Annotated in this window: 19 protein-coding genes and 1 tRNA gene; 10 read left to right on the top strand and 10 right to left on the bottom strand. The window is 71.9% G+C overall.

The genetic code is table 11. The features are described 5' to 3' along the window. Positions 1–11: 11 nt before the first annotated feature. From OG285_RS23330 to OG285_RS23310, 5 genes are all read right to left on the bottom strand, one after another. Entirely contained in the window at positions 12–1010 is a 999-nt protein-coding gene (locus OG285_RS23330; RefSeq protein WP_371792096.1) for a carbohydrate ABC transporter permease, read from the bottom strand. Between the two features lie 125 nt (positions 1011–1135). Then, complete coding sequence (locus OG285_RS23325; RefSeq protein WP_356833724.1) at positions 1136–2461, bottom strand: ABC transporter substrate-binding protein; 1326 nt, start codon at positions 2459–2461, stop codon at positions 1136–1138. 637 nt (positions 2462–3098) lie between these two features. Continuing rightward, positions 3099–4607 (bottom strand): cellulose binding domain-containing protein, encoded by a 1509-nt coding sequence (locus OG285_RS23320; protein ID WP_371792095.1) that lies wholly within the window; start codon positions 4605–4607, stop codon positions 3099–3101. Between the two features lie 159 nt (positions 4608–4766). After that, on the bottom strand, positions 4767–6170 hold the full coding sequence (locus OG285_RS23315) for a HAMP domain-containing sensor histidine kinase (protein ID WP_356833720.1): 1404 nt from the start codon (positions 6168–6170) through the stop codon (positions 4767–4769). Beyond that, complete coding sequence (locus OG285_RS23310) at positions 6167–6856, bottom strand: response regulator transcription factor (RefSeq protein WP_356833718.1); 690 nt, start codon at positions 6854–6856, stop codon at positions 6167–6169. The genes OG285_RS23315 and OG285_RS23310 overlap by 4 nt, the downstream gene beginning before the upstream one ends. 155 nt (positions 6857–7011) lie before the next feature. Between OG285_RS23310 and OG285_RS23305 the strand changes: the two genes are divergently transcribed. Further along, a complete protein-coding gene (locus tag OG285_RS23305) occupies positions 7012–7311 on the top strand; it encodes a hypothetical protein (protein WP_356833716.1) in 300 nt (99 codons plus the stop codon). A 9-nt stretch (positions 7312–7320) separates the two neighbouring features. Here the strand turns inward: OG285_RS23305 and OG285_RS23300 are convergent, their stop codons facing one another. The 3 genes from OG285_RS23300 to OG285_RS23290 all read right to left on the bottom strand — a co-directional run bounded on the left by OG285_RS23300 (position 7321) and on the right by OG285_RS23290 (position 8964). Beyond that, positions 7321–7485 (bottom strand): hypothetical protein, encoded by a 165-nt coding sequence (locus OG285_RS23300; protein WP_356833714.1) that lies wholly within the window; start codon positions 7483–7485, stop codon positions 7321–7323. A gap of 116 nt (positions 7486–7601) precedes the next feature. Then, positions 7602–8465, bottom strand: coding sequence for a fused MFS/spermidine synthase (locus OG285_RS23295; protein ID WP_356833712.1), 864 nt, complete (start codon positions 8463–8465; stop codon positions 7602–7604). Positions 8466–8547: 82 nt separating this feature from the next. Further along, the gene (locus OG285_RS23290) at positions 8548–8964 is read right to left on the bottom strand and encodes a hypothetical protein (RefSeq protein ID WP_371793592.1); all 417 of its coding nucleotides are present in this window, start codon (positions 8962–8964) and stop codon (positions 8548–8550) included. Between the two features lie 235 nt (positions 8965–9199). On the opposite strand from OG285_RS23290, the gene OG285_RS23285 reads away from it, so the two are divergent. Beyond that, positions 9200–10537: a hypothetical protein gene (locus tag OG285_RS23285; RefSeq protein ID WP_356833708.1), complete on the top strand. Its 1338-nt coding sequence runs from the start codon at positions 9200–9202 to the stop codon at positions 10535–10537. Positions 10538–10646: 109 nt separating this feature from the next. Here the strand turns inward: OG285_RS23285 and OG285_RS23280 are convergent, their stop codons facing one another. Continuing rightward, positions 10647–11243 (bottom strand): histidine phosphatase family protein, encoded by a 597-nt coding sequence (locus OG285_RS23280; protein WP_356833706.1) that lies wholly within the window; start codon positions 11241–11243, stop codon positions 10647–10649. 181 nt (positions 11244–11424) lie between these two features. On the opposite strand from OG285_RS23280, the gene OG285_RS23275 reads away from it, so the two are divergent. The 7 genes from OG285_RS23275 to OG285_RS23245 all read left to right on the top strand — a co-directional run bounded on the left by OG285_RS23275 (position 11425) and on the right by OG285_RS23245 (position 18013). After that, complete coding sequence (locus OG285_RS23275) at positions 11425–12339, top strand: phosphatase PAP2 family protein (RefSeq protein ID WP_356833704.1); 915 nt, start codon at positions 11425–11427, stop codon at positions 12337–12339. Beyond that, positions 12248–13468, top strand: coding sequence for a hypothetical protein (locus OG285_RS23270; RefSeq protein ID WP_371792094.1), 1221 nt, complete (start codon positions 12248–12250; stop codon positions 13466–13468). Before OG285_RS23275 ends, OG285_RS23270 begins: the two co-directional genes overlap by 92 nt. After that, a complete protein-coding gene (locus tag OG285_RS23265) occupies positions 13459–15060 on the top strand; it encodes a hypothetical protein (protein WP_371792093.1) in 1602 nt (533 codons plus the stop codon). Before OG285_RS23270 ends, OG285_RS23265 begins: the two co-directional genes overlap by 10 nt. Next, complete coding sequence (locus tag OG285_RS23260) at positions 15057–16385, top strand: AAA family ATPase (RefSeq protein WP_371792092.1); 1329 nt, start codon at positions 15057–15059, stop codon at positions 16383–16385. The genes OG285_RS23265 and OG285_RS23260 overlap by 4 nt, the downstream gene beginning before the upstream one ends. A 278-nt stretch (positions 16386–16663) precedes the next feature. Further along, complete coding sequence (locus OG285_RS23255; protein WP_356833696.1) at positions 16664–17002, top strand: hypothetical protein; 339 nt, start codon at positions 16664–16666, stop codon at positions 17000–17002. 212 nt (positions 17003–17214) lie between these two features. Continuing rightward, complete coding sequence (locus OG285_RS23250) at positions 17215–17949, top strand: bifunctional DNA primase/polymerase (protein ID WP_371792091.1); 735 nt, start codon at positions 17215–17217, stop codon at positions 17947–17949. Continuing rightward, a tRNA-Lys gene (locus tag OG285_RS23245) sits at positions 17940–18013 on the top strand. The genes OG285_RS23250 and OG285_RS23245 overlap by 10 nt, the downstream gene beginning before the upstream one ends. Positions 18014–18101: 88 nt before the next feature. Here OG285_RS23245 and OG285_RS23240 read toward each other — a convergent pair. After that, entirely contained in the window at positions 18102–19325 is a 1224-nt protein-coding gene (locus OG285_RS23240) for a M6 family metalloprotease domain-containing protein (protein WP_371792090.1), read from the bottom strand. A gap of 375 nt (positions 19326–19700) precedes the next feature. Between OG285_RS23240 and OG285_RS23235 the strand changes: the two genes are divergently transcribed. Then, complete coding sequence (locus OG285_RS23235; RefSeq protein ID WP_371792089.1) at positions 19701–21512, top strand: putative bifunctional diguanylate cyclase/phosphodiesterase; 1812 nt, start codon at positions 19701–19703, stop codon at positions 21510–21512. Positions 21513–21551: the final 39 nt, after the last annotated feature.

Below are 21551 nucleotides of genomic sequence, written 5' to 3'. Positions count from 1 at the left end.
TTCGCTCCCGGTCAGACCGCGGACTTGCGTACGAAGCGGCCGATGAGCCAGTTGATCGCGGCGATGATCAGCAGCAGAGCGAGCATCGCCCAGGCCACCGCGGCGGCCGGACCGAGATGCCCCAGATTCCAGCCGTAGTTGTAGAGGTAGACGCTGAGCGTCTCGTACTGATTCTCGTTGCCGCCGGTCGCGCCGAGGGTGCCGCCCTCAAGGAGCAGCGGCTCGCCGAACAGCTGCATGGAGCCGATGGTCGAGATGACGATCGTGAAGAGGATCGTCGGCCGCAGCGAAGGCACGGTCACCTTGCGGAACTGCTGCCAGCGCGAGGCTCCGTCGATCGAGGCCGCCTCGTACAGATCGGTGGGCACCGCCTGCATCGCGGCCAGGTAGATCAGGGTGTTGTACCCCGTCCACCGCCAGATGACGATCACGGAGATGGCGATCTTCGAAGTCCAGTGCCCGTTGGCCCAGTTGGTGTGGCCGAGGCCGATGAAGTGCAGCAGCCAGTTCAGCAGGCCGCCGTCGGCCCGGAAGACCAGCGCGAAGACGAGCGCGGCCGACGCCACCGACGTGGCGTACGGGGTGAGGATGATGGTCCGGAAGAAGGTACTGGCCCGCAGTCTGTAGTTGAGCAGATGGGCCAGGCCCAGCGCGACGAGCAGCTGCGGGACCGTCGACATCACCCCGATCAGGAAGGTGTTGCCGACCGCCGTCCAGAACTCGGCGTCGTGCAGGATCCGGTCGAAGTTGGCCCAGCCGACCCACTGCATCTGGTCGAGGCCGGTCATCTCCACCCGGTGCAGGGCGATCCAGCCGGTATAGAGGAGCGGATAGAGCCCGAAGGCACCGAAGACCAGGAAGAACGGGGCTATGTAGGCGTACGGCGACGCCTTGTCGTCGAACCGCCACAGCCTGCTGCGCCACTTCTGCCGGCGGGCGGCCGCCGAGGTCTGCGGGGAACCGGAGGGGGGCGGGGCGTAAGCATCCCGGGCGGGTGCCGAGGTGGACACGGTCGGGAGTCCTTCCCTGAGGGGCGCCGACACGGCGCGGTGGACCGGGCGGGTGCCGGCTTGGCGCAGGGGCCGGGTGGACGGCCGGTGCCGGGCGGACGGCGGGGCCGCCCGCCCGGCGCTGGTCAGCCGATGGCCTTGTCGATCGCGTTGGTGGCCGCGGACCACGCGTCGTCCGGGCTGGTGCCCCGCTGCTCCATGTTGTTGATCTGCGTCGAGAAGTTGTCCTTGATGACACCGTCCTTCTCGCCGATCACGGCCTCAGGGATGGTCTTGGCCTCGTCGGCGTAGATCTGTCCGATCGGAGCGTTGTTGAAGTACGGCAGCTTGGCGTTCTTCACCTCGGGCAGGTCGTACGCGCCCTTGTTGGACGGGAAGACACCGATCGCCTTGAACACCGCGGCCTGCTGTGCGGGGGCGGTCAGCCACTTGACGAGAGCGCTGGCCTCGGTGACGTGGCTGCCCTTCTTCGGGACGGCCAGGAAGGAGCCGCCCCAGTTGGCGGCCGTGGCACCGGGAGCGGTGGTGATGTCCCACTTGCCCTTGTTCCCCGCACCGGCGTTGGTCGAGATCTGGCCCGCCATCCACGCGGGGCAGGCCACCGTGGCGATGGTGCCCTTGCGCAGTGCGGCCACCCACGGGTCGTTGAACTGGGCGAGGCCCTGGGTGAGCTTCTTCGACGCGGCCTCGGCTGCCAGGTTCCAGCCCTCCTTGACGCTGGGGCTGTCCTTGTAGATCGCCTTGCCGCTCGCGTCGTAGTACTGCTTCGCGTTGGAGCTCACCACGGCGTTGAACATCGCGCTCGCGGAGTCCATGAAGTACGTGCCCGCGGGGGCCTTCTTCTTGTACTCCTCACCGAGCTGGAGGTACGAGTTCCAGCCGCCCGCGACCTTCTTGGCGACCGCGGCGCGGTCGGTCGGCAACCCGGCCTTCTTGAACAGTTCGGTGTTGTAGCAGAGCGACATCGGACCGATGTCCGTGCCGGCGCCGATCACCGCGCCGCCGGACGTGGTGGCCTGCTTCTCCTTCCAGGGCACCCAGTCACCGACGTTGATCACCTTGCTGAGGTCGGCGAAGTCGTTCGCCTTGGTGTCGACGACCTCCTTGATCCGGCCGACTTCGACGCCCTGCACATCGGCCAGCCCGCTGCCCGCGTTCAGCTCCTGGAGCATCTTGGGGTAGTAGACCTTCTCATCAGCGGTGACGTCTTCCTTGACCGTGATGTTCGGGTGCAGCTTGTGGTACTGGGCGAAGAGCCCGGCCTCCTTGTAGCCGAACTGCCCGTAGTCCGCGACGGTCAGGGTGATCTTCCCGTTCGCGTCGGAGCTCTTGCCCGAGTCCGACGAGTCGCTGCTGCAGCCGGCCAGCAACAGGGCGGTGGCCGTCAGGCCCGTGGTGGCGATGACCGCGGCTCTGCGGCGGCGACCGCCGACGGTGCGGGTGATGCGCATTCCACTACTCCTTGTTTCCAGGGTGGGACTGGCGTTCTTACTGCGCGGCATACGCGCTGGTGAGTGCGAGTGCCGGGAAGTGCAAGGGGGGAGACACGGGCCGTTCTGTCCGTACGGGAAAAACCCGTGCGATGTGGGAGCGCTCCCATGCGCCGATGCCGGAAGGTTGCTGCCTGGAAGGGGTGGGTGTCAAGAGTTGAAGACGGTTCCGTTGCCCGAGCGTGTCCCGCACGTCACGAGAACGTGTCCCGCACGGCCCTTGCCACGGTCCGGGCCCTCTCGCCCCATTCTCGGGGCGGGGCCAATTCCCGCAGCTCAGCGGGGTGGTGAAGGCGAAGAGCCCGGCTGCGGGGCCTGACAGGGGCACACCGGAACCGGGATGGTGGCCGTACACCGAGAGGTGAACAGGGCGTGGAAGGGGAGGCCGTTCCGGACCATCCGCGCCTTTTTTCTCCGAACTCCGTCCAGGAACGGATGAGTTGCCGGGCGGCGCAGAGCCATGTCCGGACACGGCGAACGCCCCGGCCGGGTGGGGGGTGAACCGGCCGGGGCGTCGTCGAGGAGGCGCCGTCGTCAATCAGGCTGCGTCGTCAATCAGGCTGCGCCGTCAGGGAGACGGCGCTTCGGGGAGGTGGCGTCAGCTGTTCGCGGCGAACGCCTTCGTGAAGGCCAGGTCGTCCTGGACGACCGACGAGCACGTCGGGTCGGCCGAGTCCTTCGCACCGCCGGGGCACTCCTTGTCCCGCGCGCCGGACCACATCGAGAGCCGCCCGATCCCCTTCGCCTTGGCGAACTCAGCCAGCTGCTTCGCGTCGTCCACCGTGAACTTCTCGGTGTTGACGTCGTTGACACCGATCATCGGGGTGACCGCGACGGCCTTCCAGGCAGCGGCGTCCGACAGCCCGAGCACCCCCTTGATCTGGGCCTGCGTGGCGGTCGCCGCCTGGGTCGCGTAGTCACCCATGTCGCCGCTGTACGAGGGCCCGTAGTCCATCGCCATGATGTTGACCGCGGAGATGTCGACACCGTTCTTCTTCGCGTTGGCAACGAGATCCACGCCGGGCTGGGTGAGCCCCTCGGGCATCACCGGCAGGGTGAACGAGACGTCCAGCCCCGGGTGGGACTTCTGGAGCTGCGCGATGGCCTGGGCGCGGCGGGTGTTGGCCGCGGTGTCCGGCAGCGCGCCGCCCTCGATGTCGAAGTCGACCTTGGTGAGCTTGTAGGTGTCGATGACCTTTCCGTACGCGGCGGCCAGCGCGTCGGCGGAGGAGCAGGCCGCGCCCAGCTCGGTGCCGGAGGCCCCGCCGAAGGACACCCGGACGTCACCGCCCTTGGCCCGCAACCCGCTGATCTGCGAGGCCACCTTGTCGTCGCCGAGACCGGTGGCACCGCCCCAGAGCGGGGCGCAGCTGCCGCCGGAGGTGATGAAGGCCAGGTTGAATTCCTTCACGCCGGCCTTGGTCGCGGTGTCGAGCAGGTCGTACGCGGGGTAGAGCGAGGTGTCGACGTACGGGGCGAAGCCCGCACCGGACGAGGTGCCCGTTCCGGTGGCGGTGGTCCTGGTGGGCTCGGGCGCGGGCTTCGAGGTCGCGCCCCCGGCCGGTGCCGCGGTCGAGGTGGGCTTGGCCGGCGGCTGCGGCGCCCTGGACGGCTCGGACGGCTTCGACGACCCGGTGGGCCGGCCGCTCGGTGCAGGCGCGCCGCCGCTGTCCACCGAGCACTTGGCGCCGTCGATGACGCAGCCGGTGGGGTCGCCCGCGGTGGCGCCCGACGACGTGACGAAGCCGATGGTGAGGGACTTGCCCGCGGCGATACCGGCCTTGTCCCACTTCGACGGGCGCACCGTGACGTGCTGTCCGTCGACGGTGGAATCGGCGTTCCAGAGCGAGCTGAGCTTCGTGCCCGAGGGGAGGTCGAACTCCAGCTTCCAGTCGGTCAGCGCCTTGCCCGCGTCGTTGCTGACGACGTACTGGCCGGTGTAACCGCCCTGCCAGTCACTGGTCTTGGTGTAGGCGGCGCCCACGTCGGCGGCGTGCGCGGTACCGGTCAGTGCGAACGCGCCGCCCCCTGCGACGGCTGCGGCCACGACCGCGCCCATCGCCTTGGTCTTGCCGCTCACCTTGCGCCGGTGGGTCGTCGTACTCATGGCGTGCCTGCCTCTGCGTTACGGAAGTGGGGGGTGTGGCAGCACGCTAGCGACTCCGAACCGGACAATTGGGCGGTTCAGGAGGGGAGCCGAGGATCTTAGGGTGGGCTTAAGGAAGACAAAGGGAGCGGTTAATGCCGGGGGTTGCCGCAGCCCTGATCAGGGCCTCTCAGCCGGTACGGACCCCCGGGCCGTTCCGCGCCTGCGGCCCCGTACCCGGTGGCCGTGGGCCACGGCCGTACGGCCGCCGTCGAGGGCGATCCACAGCCGGACCTCGGTACCGCCGAGGACCGAGCGTCCGATCCGTACGTCTCCGCCGGTCGACTCGGCGACCCGGCGCACGATGTCCAGTCCGAGCCCCGTGGAGCCCGTCCTTCCGCCGCTGTTGCCGCGCGCCAGGGCCGCCGCCGGGTCGGCGATGCCCGCGCCGGCGTCCGACACCAGCACGATGACGGCGTCCTCCGCATGGTGCACGTCCACCGAGAAGGGGGTGCCCTCGGGGGTGTGGCGGAAGACGTTGCCGAGCAACGCGTCGAGTGCGGCGGCCAGTTCGGAGCGTGCGACCGGGATGCGTACGGTGCGGCCCACTCCGGCCAGCCGTACCGTGCGCCCCTCGTCCTCCGCCAGCGCCGACCAGAAGGCCATCCGTTCGCGGATCACCTCGGAGGCGTCGCAGCCCCCGGCCGCGCTCTGCCGCCCCTGGGTCTGCGGGCGCTGTTCGCGGGCCGTGCGGATGATCGTGTCGACCTCCCGCTCCAGCTTCTCGACGGCCGCGCGGGTCTGTTCGGCGGCCGGCCCGTCGCCGAGCGAGGCCGTGTTGAGCCGCAGGACGGTGAGCGGAGTGCGCAGCCGGTGCGAGAGGTCGGCGGCCAGTTCGCGTTCGTTGTCCAGGAGTTGGACGACCTGGTCGGCCATGGAGTTGAACGCGACGGCGGCCGAGCGCAGTTCGGTCGGCCCCTCCTCGGGGACCCGTACGGACAGCCGGCCCTCGCCCAGGTCGTGTGCCGCCCGCGCGAGCCGCTGCGCGGGGCGCACCATCCGTACGCCCAGCCGGTCGGCGACGGCGACCGAGCCGACGACCAGCGCGACACCGACGCCGGCGAGGACCAGCCAGGCGGTGCCGACGCCGTTGGAGACCTCGCCCTCCGGTACGTACACCTCGACGACCGCGATCCGCCCGGTGGGCAGCGCGGTCGGCTGGAGGAGTGCGGAGCCGCCGGGCACGGCGGTGATCACGGCCTGGCTGCGGGCGGCCTCGATGTCCTTGGCCGCTGCCCGCCGGTGGCCTATCCCGGTCGGCCGGCTGCCCGGTTCGCCCGACGCGGGCACATGGACGGCGACCCGGCCGGCCGCGCCCGCGGGGGTGGAGGCGACCGCCTTCTCCAGCGGGAGGCGGTCGGTGGTGATGGAGAGGGTGGGGGCGAGGGCGGCCGCGTTCCGCTCGGCGCCGGCGAACGCCCGGTCGCTGGCCATCTCCTTGATGACCAGACCGAGCGGAAGGGCGAAGGCGACCACGACCATGGCGGTGGCGGCCAGCGCCACCTTGACCAGCGCCCACCTCATCGGGGCGGCTCCAGCTTCACCCCGACGCCCCGGAGCGTGTGCAGGTAGCGCGGGCTCGCGGCGGTCTCGCCGAGTTTCCGGCGCAGCCAGGAGAGATGGACGTCGATGGTCTGGTCGTCGCCGTACGACTGCTGCCACACCTCGGCGAGCAGTTCCTTGCGCGGTACGACCACGCCGGGCCGTCCGGCGAGGAAGGTCAGCAGGTCGAACTCCCGCCGGGTCAGATCGAGCCGTACCCCGTCCAGCTCCGCCTGTCTGCGCAGCGGGTCGACGCAGAGCCCGCCGACGCGGATCAGCCGCGGAGGCGGCTCGGCGCCGGACCTGCTCCGGGAGCGGCGCAGGACGGCCGTCATCCGGGCCGACAGATGCTCCACCGAGAAGGGCTTGGTGAGGTAGTCGTCGGCGCCGTCGTTCAGCAGCCGTACGATCTCCGCCTCGTCGTCCCGCGCGGTGGCGATGATCACCGGTACGTCGGTGATGCCGCGCAGCATCTTCAGCGCTTCCGCCCCGTCGAGATCGGGCAGACCCAGATCGAGAATGACCAGGTCAAAGCCGAAATGGGCCACCTCACGCAACGCCTCCAGGGCGGTGCCGACGCTCCGCACGGTGTGGGAGGCCTCGGTGAGGTGCCGGATGAGGGCGGAGCGTACGAACTGGTCGTCCTCGACCACGAGCACACTTGCCATGGGCGGCACCGTACGCCATCCGGGGGAGCCGGGTGGGCCTCTCACCGTGTTGCGGCATCACTGGGGCGGGTGGTGCAGTATGGCGCGATGATCCGGCGACTGACACAGGCCCTGGCATGGTCGCTCGCCACCGGCGCGGCGACGACGCTGACCTGGTGGGGGGTCCATTCGGTGATGGCGGGCACGGCCTACGACCCGCCCCGGGCGCTTCCGGTGGCGGGGAGCCCGGAGCTGCTGTCATCGGCCACGCAACGGCCCGAGGAGCCGGATTCGGCGTCTCCCGGCGCGGACCGGTCGCCGGGGGGCGGGTCGTCCTCCCCCTCCCCCGCGCACCCGCCGGAGAGCTCTTCCCCGCCGTCCTCCTCGTCGCCTTCGTCCTCGGCTCCCGCTTCGCCGCCTTCTTCAGCTTCGAACGAATCCGCGGGTTCTTCGGGTTCTTCGGGTTCATCCGGTGACGTACGGAGCTATACGGCTTCGGGCGGCCGGGTCGTCTTCGATCTGGGGGCCACCTCGGCGGGGCTGGTGTCGGCGACTCCCGCGGACGGCTGGCAGATGAGGGTCTGGAAACAGTCGGAGTGGATCCGGGTGACGTTCACGCAGGGGCAGCGGTCGGTGTCGGTGTTCTGCACGTGGAACGGGCACAGGCCGTCGGTGGAGGTCGACGACCACTGAGGCTGCGGGGCGGCATTCGCCTGCGGCGGGCCTGCCCGCGATCCCGTGCGAGCAGCTGAAGGCGGCAGCCCCGCTACCCGAAGACCGCCGGCGGCGGCGCGGGTGACGGCTGCGCGTCCGCGTCCCGCACCGGCCGCGCCCCGCCCGTGAAGTCCGCCAGGCCCCGGCCGTGCTCCAGCCGTCCCGCGTGCCCGTCCCCCGCCACCCGGCGGGTCAGCTCGGCGAGGGGCAGCGGGAGCGCCGACCCGACCAGTACCGCGTTCCCGAACCTCCGGCCGCGCAGTACCGCCGGCTCGGCCGCCAGGGCCAGTTCGGGGAAGGTCTCCGCCGCGGTCGCGATCTGGCCGCGCAGATAGGTGAGCGGCGGGCCGTCCGTGAGGTTCGCCGCGTACCAGCCCGTCGGCTTCAGCGCCCTGCGGACCTCGGTGAGGAATTCCGTACTGGTGAGATGCGCGGGGGTGCGCGCGCCGCTGAAGACATCCGCGACGATCAGGTCGGCCCAGCCGTCGGGGATCTTCCCGAGTGCGGCGCGGGCGTCGGTGGAGCGGACGCGGATCCGGGCTCCGGGATCCAGTGGCAGCACCCTGCGCACCAGCTGGACCAGCGGGCCGTCCACCTCGGCGATCTGCTGGGTGGAGCGGGGACGGGTCGCCGCGACGTAACGGGCGAGGGTGAACGCCCCGCCGCCCAGATGCACCACGTGCAGCGGCTGCCTGGGCGGTCCCGCGAGGTCGATGACATGGCCGAGCCTGCGCTGGTACTCGAAGTCGAGGTACGCGGGGTCGTCGAGGTCCACATGGGACTGCGGGGCGCCGTCGATCAGCAGTGTCCAGGCGCGCGGGCGGTCGCGGTCGGGCCTGAGCTCGGCGACCCCGCCATCCACCTGCTCGACGACGGACTCCGGTGCGGAACGGCCCTGCCGCTTGTTCTTCGCCACTCCCCCAGTATCGCGACACCCTCGGCACCGCGGCTCCCCGGTGGCGCGTCCGGCAGCAGTGGCGCTCAGCGGTACCGGCCGCTCACCGGCGGTTGTCCGCCGCCTCGATCAGACGCGCCGCCTCACCGAGCGCCGCCCTGAGCACCGAAGGATCGGTGACCGGCGCGGTCTCGGGCGGCAGCAGCCAGCCGGTGCCCCGGACCGGCGGCTCCTCGGGGATCCGCAGCCCGCGGCCGTTGGTCTGCGTACACGCGCTGCCCGGCAGGTCCCAGCCGTCGGCCGTGCCGGGCGGCACCAGGAAGCCGAGGGTGTCGCAGGCGCCGTCGTGCAGGACCGGGCCGACGTCGGCCGAGTCCGCTCCCCTGCGCAGGATGTCCACCGCCTCCAGCCCCTGCCGTGCGGGGACCGTCACCAGATCGCACGGTTCGGCCGCGCCGTCGGGCGGTGCGCTGAACTCCTGACTGGGCTTGTGCCGGGCGGTCGTTCTCGAACCGCTCATCTCGATACCGGTCTCCAACAAGGCAACCCCTCCTCGTTCTCCGCAAGGTTCAACGCTTGCGAACGTCAAGGGCTACGGCGCAGCGCCGCCATAAAGGATGGCAGTTCATGGCAAATCGTGGGTGAGATATCCGTTTTGTAGCTATACCGGGCGTGTGTGTCTCATCACAGGCGATACGTTTTGCCCGCCGGAGCGGTCCGGACCGGCAGCACCATCCGCCAGAGAGGGCTCAGCCATGGCGACGTCACGGGAGGTACGCAACCCGGCATTCCGGCAGTTGCGCGGACAGCGCTCGCCCGGTGAGTTCGCGGCGGCGATCCGCCGGGCCGCGCGCGAGATCGGCGAGCAGGTCGCCTGTGACGCGCGCTACATCGGGCGCGTCGAGGCCGGCGAGATCCGCTGTCCCAACTACGCGTACGAGCGGGTCTTCCTGCACATGTTCCCCGGTTCGACCCTGAAGGACCTGGGGTTCTCCGACCGCGGGGCGGTACGCGGCCGGGGCCCGTATCCCGGCGTCGAACCGCCGCCCCAGTCCCACACCAGCCAGCACCCCAGCCAGCACACCGAGGAGAGCGACGTGCTGCGTCGCGCATTCATGGCCGGCGGTTCCGCCGCCCTGGCCGCCGTTTCGCTGGGCCTCGGCCCGGCACCCGTACCGTCCCAGCGCCGTGTCGGCGACGCGGAGGTCAGCGCCGTCGAAGCTGCCGTACGCCAGATCCGGCTGCTCGACGACCGGCATGGCGCCGCCGGTCTCTACCAGCGGGCGGCGCAGCCGCTGGAGGCCGCCTACGCCCTGCTCGACGCGGGCACCGCCCGCCGGTCCGCGGCCGACCGGCTGCACGCGGGCGCCGGTGAACTGGCCATCTCCGTGGGGTGGCTGGCGCACGACTCGGGCCGCTTCGACGACGCGCGGTCCCACTACGCGGAGGCCCTGGCGACGGCACGGGTGTCCGGTGATCCCGCGCTGGAGGCCCACGCCTTCTGCAACACGGCGTTCCTGGCGCGGGACGCGGGGCGGCCGCGCGAGGCGGTGCGGGCCGCGCAGGCCGGGGAGCAGGCGGCGAAGCAGCTGTCGTCGCCCCGGCTGCTCTCGCTGCTGACCCTGCGGGAGGCGGGCGGCTGGGCGGGGCTTGGCGACCGTACGGCCTGTTCGGAGCGGCTGGTACGGGCCAAGTCCCTCTTCGCGCAGGGCACGTCGGACGCCGATCCGGAGTGGATGAGCTTCTTCGTCGAGGCCGAGCTGGAGATGCTGGAGGCGCAGTGCTGGTCGGCCCTGGACGACTGGCCGCGCGCGGCCCTGCACGCCGAGCGCGCGGCGGAGCTCCAGGATCCGCACTTCGCCCGGAACCTGGCGCTCTACCGTGCGCAGCTCGCCGACGACCTGGCGAGGGCCGGCGCTCCCGACCGGGCGGCGGCGGCCGGGCACCAGGTGCTCGACCTGCTGGACCAGGTCCAGTCGTCCCGTATCCAGGCCATGCTGGCGGGCACGGCCCGCAGACTGCTCCCGGAGCGCCGCACCGCGGGGGTGTCGGCCTTCCTTGAGCGGCACGCGTCGACCCCGAGGCTGGTCTGAGCCGAGCCGCGCGAACGGCCGGTTCGATGCGGTCCGTCCACGATTGACATGGCATATCCCCATCCGGGTGGGGCCGTTACGGCTCCAGGTACCTGTCCGGGCGGGACCCTCACCGCTCCAGGTGACCGGTGTCGTTCCACCGCTCGACCGCCGGATCGCCGTACGCCCAGCCCAGCACCGAGAGCGACGCCGGGGCCAGCCGGATCCGGGCGCCGAACGTCAGGTCGTAGCCGAGCCAGCGCGCGGCGAGCGCCCGCAGGATGTGGCCGTGAGCGAAGACCAGGACGTCGCGTCCTTCGGTCCGGATCCGGTCGATCGCCTCGTCGGCGCGCGCGGTGACATCGGCCACGGACTCACCGTCCGGAGCGCCGTCGCGCCAGATGAACCAGCCGGGCCTGACCGCCTGGATCTCGGCCGGGGTGAGCCCTTCGTACGCTCCGTAGTTCCACTCCAGGAGCGCGTCCCACTCCTCCGCACGGTCGCCGAACCCGGCAAGTGCGCACGTCTCGCTCGCCCGTAGCAGTCTGCTGGTGAACACCCGGGCCTCCGGCACCCCGCCCCACGGCGCCCGGTGCAGCCGCCCGCCCAGCAGCTCAGCTCCCTCGCGGCCCTCCCCGAGCAGCGGAATGTCCGTCCTGCCGGTGTGTTTCCCGGACAGCGACCATGCGGTCTGTCCATGCCGGACCAGCAGCATGCGGGGTGCCATGACGCTCTCTCTTCCCGTGCGGTGATGCTCCTCCCATCATCGCGTACGGGTTCCGGGAGCAACCCGGCGGACGTCCTTGGCGTCCCCCCTACCGTGCCCCCGCAGAGAGGGGCCCCCTGAACTTGTCATTCCATACGCCCTATGGTGGTACGCCGGGTGACAGGCCCCGTTTGAACAGACGATGGAGAGCATTCGGATGCCGTACACCGCGAACCGTGACCGGCCCCGCTGGTGGACAGAGCTCCTCGTGATCGCTGTCGTCTACACCGCGTACTCATCGGGCCGGCTGCTGGCGCGCGGCAACACCGAGGACGCGATCAAGCACGGCCTTTCGCTGCTGCGCGCCGAGAAGTTCCTGCACATCAACGTCGAACACCCGCTGAACAGGCTGTTCACGCACACCCCCGCCATCGGGATACCCGCCGACTTCGCCTATGCCTCGCTGCACTACGTGGTCACCCCGGCCATCCTGATCTGGCTCTTCCGCCGCCGCCCCGCCCAGTACCGCATGGCGCGCACCTGGCTGATGGTGTCCACCCTGCTCGGCCTGATCGGGTTCACACTGACGCCGACCTGTCCGCCGCGGCTGCTCGCCCCGGCGGAGGGTTTTGTCGACACGATGGCGCAGTACAGCTCGTACGGCTGGTGGGGCGACGACGCGAGCGCCCCGCGCGGAATGGGCGGGATGACCAACCAGTTCGCCGCGATGCCGAGCCTGCACGTGGGATGGGCGCTGTGGTGCGGGATCATGCTGTGGCGCCACGGGCGTACGCCGCTGGCCCGAATACTCGGGGTGCTCTACCCGTTGACCATCACCTTCGTGGTGCTGGGCACGGCCAACCACTATCTGCTCGACGCGATCGCGGGGGTCGCGGTGATGGGTGTGGGGCTGCTGCTCGCCCGGCCCGTGGTGCGGCTGGCCGACCGGATACGGGCCCGCCTCTCCTCGCGTACGACCGGCGGTCCGTCCCCGATTGTCGGTACCGGATGCAAGACTTCCCCGGGTGAGCGATTCCCCGGGCAGCGGACCTCCTCCGCCTCTTCCTCGTCAGCAGGCGACACCGCCGACGACGGCACTCCGACAGCGGCTCGCTGAGCTGCGGGGCCCGTCCGTCGCGCCGCAGCCACTGGACGCCCGCGCGCTGGCGGCCCTCGCGGCCAACCCCGGCTGCGAGCGGCGCGCGCTGCTCGACGGCGCCGGGGTGAACAAGACGGTTCTCGCCCAGGCCCTCGGCTCCCCCTCGGCCTTCGGCCAGTCCCAGTTCGCCTTCATGCGGGGCAACGCCTTCGAGGCGAGGGTCAAGGCAGACGGCGGCGCCGATCTGATGCGGCTGCTCGCGGAGCACATGGGCACGGCCGATCCGGTGGACGTCACGGTCCCCGATCTCACGGCGGCGGGCCCCGAGGGCCGCGCGGCCCGCACGGCGCTGGCCCTGCGCGAGGCGACGGAGGCCGGCGGGTGGACCCTGTTCGACCACCCGATGCTGGCGCTGGAGGTGGCGGGCTCGCCCGCCTATCTGGAGCCGGACGCGGTGGTGGTGGATCCGGCCGGGCGCTGGACGGTGATCGAGATCAAGTCGTTCCCGATGATCGACGCGTCGGCGGACGCGGCCAAGGTGGGGGCGGCAGCCCGCCAGTCCGCGGTGTACGTGCTGGCGCTGGAGCGGATCGCGGCACACATCAACAGCGCGGACAGCGCGGACAGCGCGACGGTGCACGACCGGATCCTCCTCGTCTGCCCGAAGGACTTCTCCAACCTGCCGACGGCCTCGGCCGTCGACGTGCGCAAGCAGCTCGCGGTGACCCGCCGTCAGCTGGCCCGGCTGACCCGTGTCGAGGACATCGCGGCGGCCCTGCCCGAAGGCACCACCTTCGACCCCGGTCTGCCGGCCGCCGAGCTCACGGCGGCGGTCGAATCGGTCGGTGCGGCGTACGCACCGGAGTGCCTGGCCGCATGCGAACTGGCCTTCCACTGCCGCGGCCGGGCCCGTGACGCGGGCGCGGTGGAGGCGCTGGGCCGGGGAGCCCGCGGCGAGCTGGGCGGGCTGACGACGGTCGACGCGGTGCTGGCCGCGGCACACGGCGAGGAGGGCGACCCGTCGGACCCGACGGTGGCCGCGCTGCGCAGGGCCGCGGTGCTGCGGGCGGAGGCGCTGGCGTCGGCATCGGCATCGGCATCGGCATCGGCATCGGCATCGGCGGGAGGAGCACCGGCATGTCGCTGATCAGCACGCTCGCCCGGCTGGAAGCCGTGCGGTCCGGCCGCGCGGAGCCCACCGCCACCGTCCGCCACCGGCACCTCTCCGCGCACCCGCTCGTGTTCGTCCCGCTCACCACGGCGGGCGAGGCCGGCGCCCCGCTCGGGGCGCTCGTCGGGACCGACCCCGGCGCGCCGAGGCTGCTGGTCGTCGCCCAGCCGCGCGACCGGGATCTGCGGTTCGCGTTCCTCGCCGAGCTGGCCGAGGCCGTCCTGCCCCACCTCGACGGGTACGCCGACGACGTGGAGGTCGCCGAGCGCTCCGAGACCGACCCGGAGACCAAGAAGAAGGTCAAGGTCGAGACCGAGCTGTGCGCGGACGCACCGCAGCTGATCGTGCCGGGCCGCGCGGGCATCGACTTCGTCCGGCTCCTCGGGCGGTCGATGCGCTTCCGGCGTACGGCGGAGGAGGACCCGGAGACGCCCTATCCGGCACCGCCCCGCGTGCCGCTGCTCGGCCGCTGGCTGACGCACTACGGTGAGCGCGCCCGGGTCCCCGGGTCCTCACTGCTGCTGGCCGCGACCGACCTGCTGAACCGTCACTGGGCCACCGGCCAGAGCAGCCTGGAGGACCAGCACCTCGGCGCACTGCTCGCCTGGATCGACCCGGCCGAGGGGGCGTCCGGCGCCGAGGCCGCGCTCCGGGCCGAGCTGGGGCGCGACCGGGACGGGCAGCTGCTCTGCCCGCCTGCCGGGCCCGCCACCGATCCGGCCTTCGACAACAGGCTGCTGGCCCCGGCGGTGGAGCGGTACGACGCGGCCCGTTCGGCACTGTCCGCCGCCGAGGACGGACCGGCGGCCGACGACCGGCTCGGTGAACTGACCACGGCCGAGCGGGAGATCCGCCGGCTCCTTGCCGGGCAGCTGCGCCCCACCTGGGACGCGGTGTGGCACGCGATCGGGCTGCTGCGCGAGCTGCCCGAGGGAGCCAGGGCCGGCGAGCGGTGGACCCGGGACCGCTGGTCGTTCACCGGCCACCGGGACCGGGTGCGGGCGGGCGAGCCGCCGCAGCCGCGCCGGGACGACGCGGTGACGGCGGCCCAGAAACTGGCCACCCGCGAGACCGCGCAGACCCAGCTGGAGGCGCAGGAGGCCCTGGACGACCCGCTGGTGATGGCCGGGCGGCGGCTCGCGGGCGAGGCGTTCGCCGGTGAGGTGACGGATGTGGTGATGGCGTGGAGCGAGTCGAAGCGCCCGAGCCCGCGCCCCCTGGTGACGCTCCGCACCGATGACACCCCGCACATCGGGGAGCGGGTCAAGGTCCACCGCGCGCTCCCGGGCGACCCGCCGAAGGCGCAGACGGCCGAGTTCGTCCGGTACGAGGAGGACGGCTCGCTGGTACTGCGGCTGACCAACGGCATGGGCCGCGCCAAGGATCCGGCCCCGGGGACCGTGCCGGAGAAGGGCGACCGGCTGTGCTGGACGCTGTTCGAGCACAGCTCGCGGGGCGGGCCCGAGCTGCCCGCGCAGGAGGACACCCCGTGGACCCACGGCGGGCCGCCGGACACCGCCGCCCCTGCGACACTTCCCGACCCCGTCACCCCCGAGGACCTGCTGTGACCTTCGATCCCGGCGCGGAGGCGGCCCGCGCGACGCGGGCCATCCTCGACGACACCCTGCACGGCACCGCCCCGGGAGTGGTGGTCGACTCCCCGCCGGGCGCGGGCAAGTCGACGCTCGTGGTGCGCGCGGCCCGTGAGCTGGCCGCCGCCGGGCGGCCCCTGATGGTGGTCGCACAGACCAACGCACAGGTGGACGACCTGGTCATCCGCCTTGCCGGGAAGGACCCGGAGCTGCCGGTCGGCCGACTGCACAGCAGCGACCCCGACCCGTACGACAGAGCCCTGGACGACCTGCCGAACGTCCGCAAGTCCGCCAAGGCGGCGGATCTCGCCGGGCTCGACGTGGTGATCTCGACGGCCGCGAAATGGGCGCATGTGAAAGGTGTCGAGCCCTGGCGGCACGCGATCGTGGACGAGGCGTACCAGATGCGCTCGGACGCGTTGCTGGCCGTGGCCGGCCTGTTCGAACGGGCGTTGTTCGTGGGCGATCCCGGCCAGCTCGACCCGTTCAGCGTGGTCGGCGCCGAGCAGTGGGCGGGGCTGGCTTACGACCCGTCGTCCAGCGCGGTCTCCACCCTGCTCGCGCACAATCCGGAGCTGCCGCAACACCGGCTGCCGGTCTCCTGGCGGCTGCCCGCTTCGGCGGCGCCGCTGGTCTCGGACGCTTTCTACCCGTACACGCCGTTCCGCAGCGGTACGGACCACGGCGACCGGCGGCTGACCTTCGGGGTGGCGTCGGACGGTTCGGGCCCCGACCGGGTACTGGACGAGGCGGCGGAGGCGGGCTGGGGCCTGCTGGAACTGCCCGCCCGGCACACACCGCGTACGGACCCGGAGGCGGTACGGGCGGTGGCCCTGGTCGTCCGGCGGCTGCTCGACCGCGGCGGTGCGGCGGTGAGCGAGCAGTCGCCGGATCCGGTGCCGCTGACGGCGGACCGTATCGCGGTCGGTACGGCCCATCGCGATCAGGCAGCCGCGGTACGGGCGGCGCTCGCGGAGCTCGGGGTGACGGGCGTCGCGGTCGATACGGCCAACCGTCTCCAGGGCCGGGAGTTCGACGTCACGGTGGTGCTGCACCCGCTGTCGGGCCGCCCGGACGCGACGGCCTTCCACCTGGAGACGGGCAGGCTCTGCGTCCTGGCATCGCGGCACCGGCATGCCTGCGTCGTGGTGTGCCGGGAGGGGGTGACCGAGCTGCTGGACGAACACCCGTCGACCGAGCCGGTGCAGCTGGGCGTGACGGTGAAGTTCCCTGACGGCTGGGAGGCGAACCACGCGGTACTGGCCCACCTCGCCGAACACCGGGTGCCATGGACCCCGTGAACGCCGGACGGAGTCCGGCACACCGCCGCAGGCGGCCAACAGACACAGCCCCGACGGCTGGGAGGCGAACCACGCGGTACTGGCCCACCTCGCCGAACACCGGGTGCCGTACCGGCTGTGACGCGGTGCGGCCGTCGCCGTGGGCGGCCTCTTGCGTGGGGCGGGACAATGGACGGTGGCCGGAATCCCGCGGCGGGGAACCGACCGCCGCACACCGCCCGGAGACCGGACCCGCCGGACCTCCGGGGAGACGCAGAACGGCACAGCAGGAGGCACACATGGCGGAGCCCGAACAGCGCGAGCGGAAGCCGCGGCCGGCGCCGCTGCTCTTCGAGCCTTCCGACGCCGCCGCCGATCCCGAGCACTTCTTCGACCTGGAGTCGATCGACGACCCGGCGGCGCTGCTCACCCGCGCCACCGAGCTGACACTGGCCTTCCGCGCGGCGACGGACCGGGCGGTCGAGTTCCAGGCGATCGCCGCCGCCCAGCTCGCCGACCCGCGCCGCTTCGACCGGTTGACGGCGGCGGACATCGCCGGGCGCGCGCAGTGGACCGAGGACTACGCGAAGAAGATGGTCGAGTTCGGCCGGGACCTGCTGCGCGGGCAGCCGACCTGACGCCCTGCCGACCTGTTGACGAGTTGGCCTGGTGAGGCTGTGCCCGTCCTGTCCGGGCCGCCCGCCCGTCCACTCCGGCCCGTCCGGCATATGCCGATGGGCAGGGCTCTTCGGCAAAGCCGGTGGGCAAGATACGCCTCCCCGCCCCCACCTGTCCCGGTTTCCACCAACCCAGCGGAGTGGTTCCCTCACTCCGGGTAGACCTGGTCGGCATGAGTGCATGGCAGCGAATCGACGACAGCGCGGGAATCCCCTCCGGCAGAAGCTCCGGCACCCGGGGCGCGGGCATCTGGAGCTCCGGCGTCCAGGGCTCGACCGTCCGCACCCCGGGTGCCTCTTCCCCCGCAGGGCTCAGCCGGATCCCCGACGAGCAGGACGGGCAGCACGCGACGGCGGTCACTCCGGCCGGCGCGGGGTGGCTCGCCTCCGCATCCCGGTATCCGCGCAGTGCGCTCTCGCTCTGGGAGTCCCGGCCCACCGCCCCGACCGTGCTGGACTGCGGCTCGGTCTTCGACGTGGTCAACGTGCCCGCGATCTTCGGCCGCCGGATGCTGGACACCCTGTGGTCGGAGGGCCCCGGATCGGGCCCGGTCGCGGGCCACCGGGGCCGGATGCTGCTCTTCGCCGCCCCCGGCACCGCCCAGCGGCTGCCGTCCCTGCTGCACTGGGAGGAGTGGGGCGACGCGGTGCCGCCGCTGCTCTGCCACGGCACCGGCGACGCGGTGACCGTACCGTCGCCGGCCTCCTCCGTTCCCCCGTCGGGCCCGCGCTGGCTGGTGGCCCCCGACACCCGACACCCCTGGCTCCCGGGCCCCGAGGTCATGCTCTGGGCCTGTGTCCGGGCGGCGCGTGCGGCGGCGGCCCCGGCGGCGAGGGCGGGCGGCTTATCGATTTTTCCCCGCGCCGATCAGGGTGCTAAGGTCTACGACGTCAGCAGGCGCCGCTAGCTCAGTTGGTTAGAGCAGCTGACTCTTAATCAGCGGGTCCGGGGTTCGAGTCCCTGGCGGCGCACAGACGGAAGAAGCCCCTCGCGGAAGCGGGGGGCTTCTTCGTCGTCCGTATCGGGCTTGTCCGGACCGGGCTTGTCCGGACCGGTCCCTCACACGACCGGCGTGATCTTGACCGTCCAGGCTCCCGACTGCGTACGGTCCGCCACCTCCACCTTCGTCCCGTTCCCGGGAACGGTGAACGTCTCCCCGACCCCGAGCGGCGCGTCGGCCAGCGGCGGGTAGACCGACTGCCCCCAGCAGCCCGAGCTGTGCGGATGGGTGTCGACCACCCGGACCGGTCCGTCCCCGGAGGCCAGCTCCGACTTCACCCGGTAGATGAGGATCCCCTCCGAACAGGTCGACGTGTCGTTGCCGGCCGCCGTGCGCGCCTCCATGACGAGGGCGCTCTCCAGCCCGGTCCGCAGGACGACGAGCCGGGTCCCTGCTGTGTCGCTGCCGCGTGGCGGGACCTCCTCCAGCGGTTCCAGCGTGAACATCTGGGCCCCGGTGCCGCGCAGACAGCCGATCTGCCGCCGGTCCAGCCAGCCCAGCTTCCACTTGTGCCAGCCGAAGAAGTCGGGGGCGAGCCCGAACTGGCTGCCCATGACGTCCCAGTCCCCCACATAGGTGTCCCAGTCGCCCTTGTCGTCCGACGGGCGGTGGTAGAGATCCGGCAGGTCGAAGACGTGCCCGGTCTCGTGGGCCAGCACATCCCGGTCCGGCGGATGCCGCTCGAAGCCGGTGACGAAGCGCCGGATCTCCGTACCGTCGGCGTGCAGCGGGGCATCCAGGTTGACCACCTTCGTGGCGTCCGAGTCGACGCCCGGGGCGTCCGGGTCGGCGATCAGATAGACGAGGTCGTACTTGCTGAAGTCCACCGAAGGATCGGCCGCGGCCACCGCGTCCCGCAGATACGCGTCGCGCTCGCCCGCGCTCCAGTCACGCCGTATCGCGTACGCGGAGGCCGGTTTCGGCATCATGGTCCAGTGCCGCATCGGATGCGGCCGCAGCGTGAACTTCCCGTACGAGGCACGCCGGAAGAAGGTACTGGTCGAGGGGAAGTAATCAGCCGTCAGCTCCCGCGGGGTGGTGTCCGGCGCGGCCCCCGGGAAGGACAGGAAGATCATGACCGCGTCGAGCGTCCCGACCGGCCGGGGGTAGGCGGAGTTCCAGCTGTCGAGACCGACCGAGTGGTGGACGTCGGCGCGTGGCAGCGCGCACGGCCCGGCGCCGCCCACGGTGGCCACGGCGGGCCCCGCCACCAGGGACGTCGTGGTGAGCGCCATGAACGACACGAAGATGGCGGCGGTCTGCCGCAGACGGCGTCGGTCCACTCGCCCGGGTGCCTGCGGACGCTGCACGTGGACCTCCGGGTTCGGGATGCGGGACACCCCACCCACCCTGGGCCGATTTATGTGTTTATGCCCTGTCCAGCTGCACCAGGCGAGTGATCGGCCCGACACCCCGGACCTTTACGGAAAGTCACAACCGATCACGTTGGAAAGACCCTGGACCACAGCCGCGCAGAAACGATCACCCTTGGGCGCGGGAGCGACCACCGTGCGCCAACGAGGCTGGAACGGTCCTTGCTTCAACCTCTATGATCGGCACACTTTCCCATGTGGACACGCGCACCGCCGTCCCTCCACCGCCCGCCCGACGAGCCCCGACCCCACCTGTTCGAGACGACTGCACCGCGGGAGCCAGCCGTGAACGGAACCCCTGAAGGACCGGCTCCGGTGCCGGGATCCGTCCGGCCACCGGTCACAGAGCGTCAGACCGTCGGCCGTACCGCAGCCGAGCTGCACGACTACCGCGCCGCCTTCAACACCGCACGGCTCGGCATGGCTGTCGTCGACCGCGAGGGACTGGTCGTCTCCGCCAACGCCGCACTCGGCGAACTGCTCGGCACCGAACCCGCCGCGCTGGCCCGGCAGACCGCGGCCTGCCTCGTGGACCTCGCGGCGGACACCCGCTCCTGGTACGCGTACCGCGAGGTGCTCCGGGGCCGCCGCTCCAGCTTCCGCTGCACCCGCCGCCTCAAGCACGCCGACGGCCACTCGCTCTGGGCCGAGGTCAGCGTCGCCCCCTTCCCGGACAGCTCGCAGGTGCTGCTGTCGGTCGCCGACGTCAGCGACCGGCGCGAACTCCGGGCCAGGCTGCGGCACCTCCAGATGCACGACCCGGTGACCCGGCTGCCCAACCGCACCCTGTTCTTCGAGCGGCTGTCGGCGGCGCTCGACCCGTCGGCGTGCGACCAGCAGGGCACCGGCCGGATCGGGCTCTGCTATCTGGACCTCGACGGTTTCAAGGCGGTCAACGACACGCTCGGCCACCGCTTCGGCGACCGGCTGCTCGGAGTCGTCGCGGCCCGGCTGACCCACTGCGCCGACCAGTCCGGTTACGGACGGGGCAGCGGCCATCTGGTGGCCAGGCTCGGCGGGGACGAATTCGCCCTGCTGGTCGAGGACTCGACCGGTACGGACCAGCTCGCCGATCTGGCGGCCGCCGTACTGGCCGCGCTCCAGGAACCGTTCGACCTCGGCGGCCAGCGGCTCTCGGTGTCCGCGTCGATCGGGGTGGTGGAGCGGCTCGCCGACGGCACCAGCGCCACCGGCCTCATGCAGGACGCCGACACCACGCTGTACTGGGCGAAGGCGGACGGCAAGGCTCGCTGGACGCTCTTCGACCCGGAGCGCAACGCGCACCGGATGACCCGGCAGGCGCTCTCGTCCACCCTGCGGCCCGCCGTGGACAACGGTGAATTCGTGCTGGAGTACCAGCCGTTGGTGGATCTGGCGGACGGCGAACCCAAGGGGGTGGAGGCGCTGGTGCGCTGGGACCACCCGCAGTTCGGCCGGCTGGCGCCGAACCGGTTCATCGGGCTGGCCGAGGAGGACGGCTCGATCGTCCAGCTCGGCGCGTGGGTGCTGCGCACCGCCTGCCGCCAGGCACGAGCCTGGCAGCTCGAACACCCCTCCCGCCCACCGCTGTTCGTGAGCGTCAACATCGCCGTACGGCAGGTGTGGGACTCGGATCTGGTCGCCGATGTCGCCGGGATCCTCGCCGAGACGGGCCTCGCGCCCGACCTCCTCCAGCTGGAGCTCACCGAGTCGGCGGTGATGGGTTCGGCCGGGCGCCCCCTCCAGGCGCTCCAGGACCTCAGCGACATGGGCGTGCGGATCGCGATCGACGACTTCGGCACCGGCTACTCGAACCTCGCGTATCTGAGCAGGCTGCCGGTGTCCGTACTGAAGCTGGACGGGTCGTTCGTGCGCGGATTCCGCTACGACGCGGGCGTGCACCCCAATCCGGCCGACGAGATGATCGTCGAGGCTCTGGTGCAGCTCGCGCACCGGCTGGGGCTCACGGTCACGGCGGAGTGCGTGGAGACGGCGGGGCAGGCAACGCGGCTGCGCAGGATCGGCTGCGACACCGGGCAGGGTTATCTGTACTCACGGGCGGTGGCCCCGGAGGAGATCGGCGCGCTGCTCGCGGGTCCGGCCGCACTGCGGAGCTGACCGCCGGGCGGACGCCGGGAGGGCGGGTGGCGGCCGGTC

Origin of the sequence: Streptomyces sp. NBC_01471 (genome assembly GCF_041438865.1) — a bacterium.
Classification (GTDB): domain Bacteria; phylum Actinomycetota; class Actinomycetes; order Streptomycetales; family Streptomycetaceae; genus Streptomyces.
This window is presented reverse-complemented; position numbering and strand designations above follow the sequence as displayed.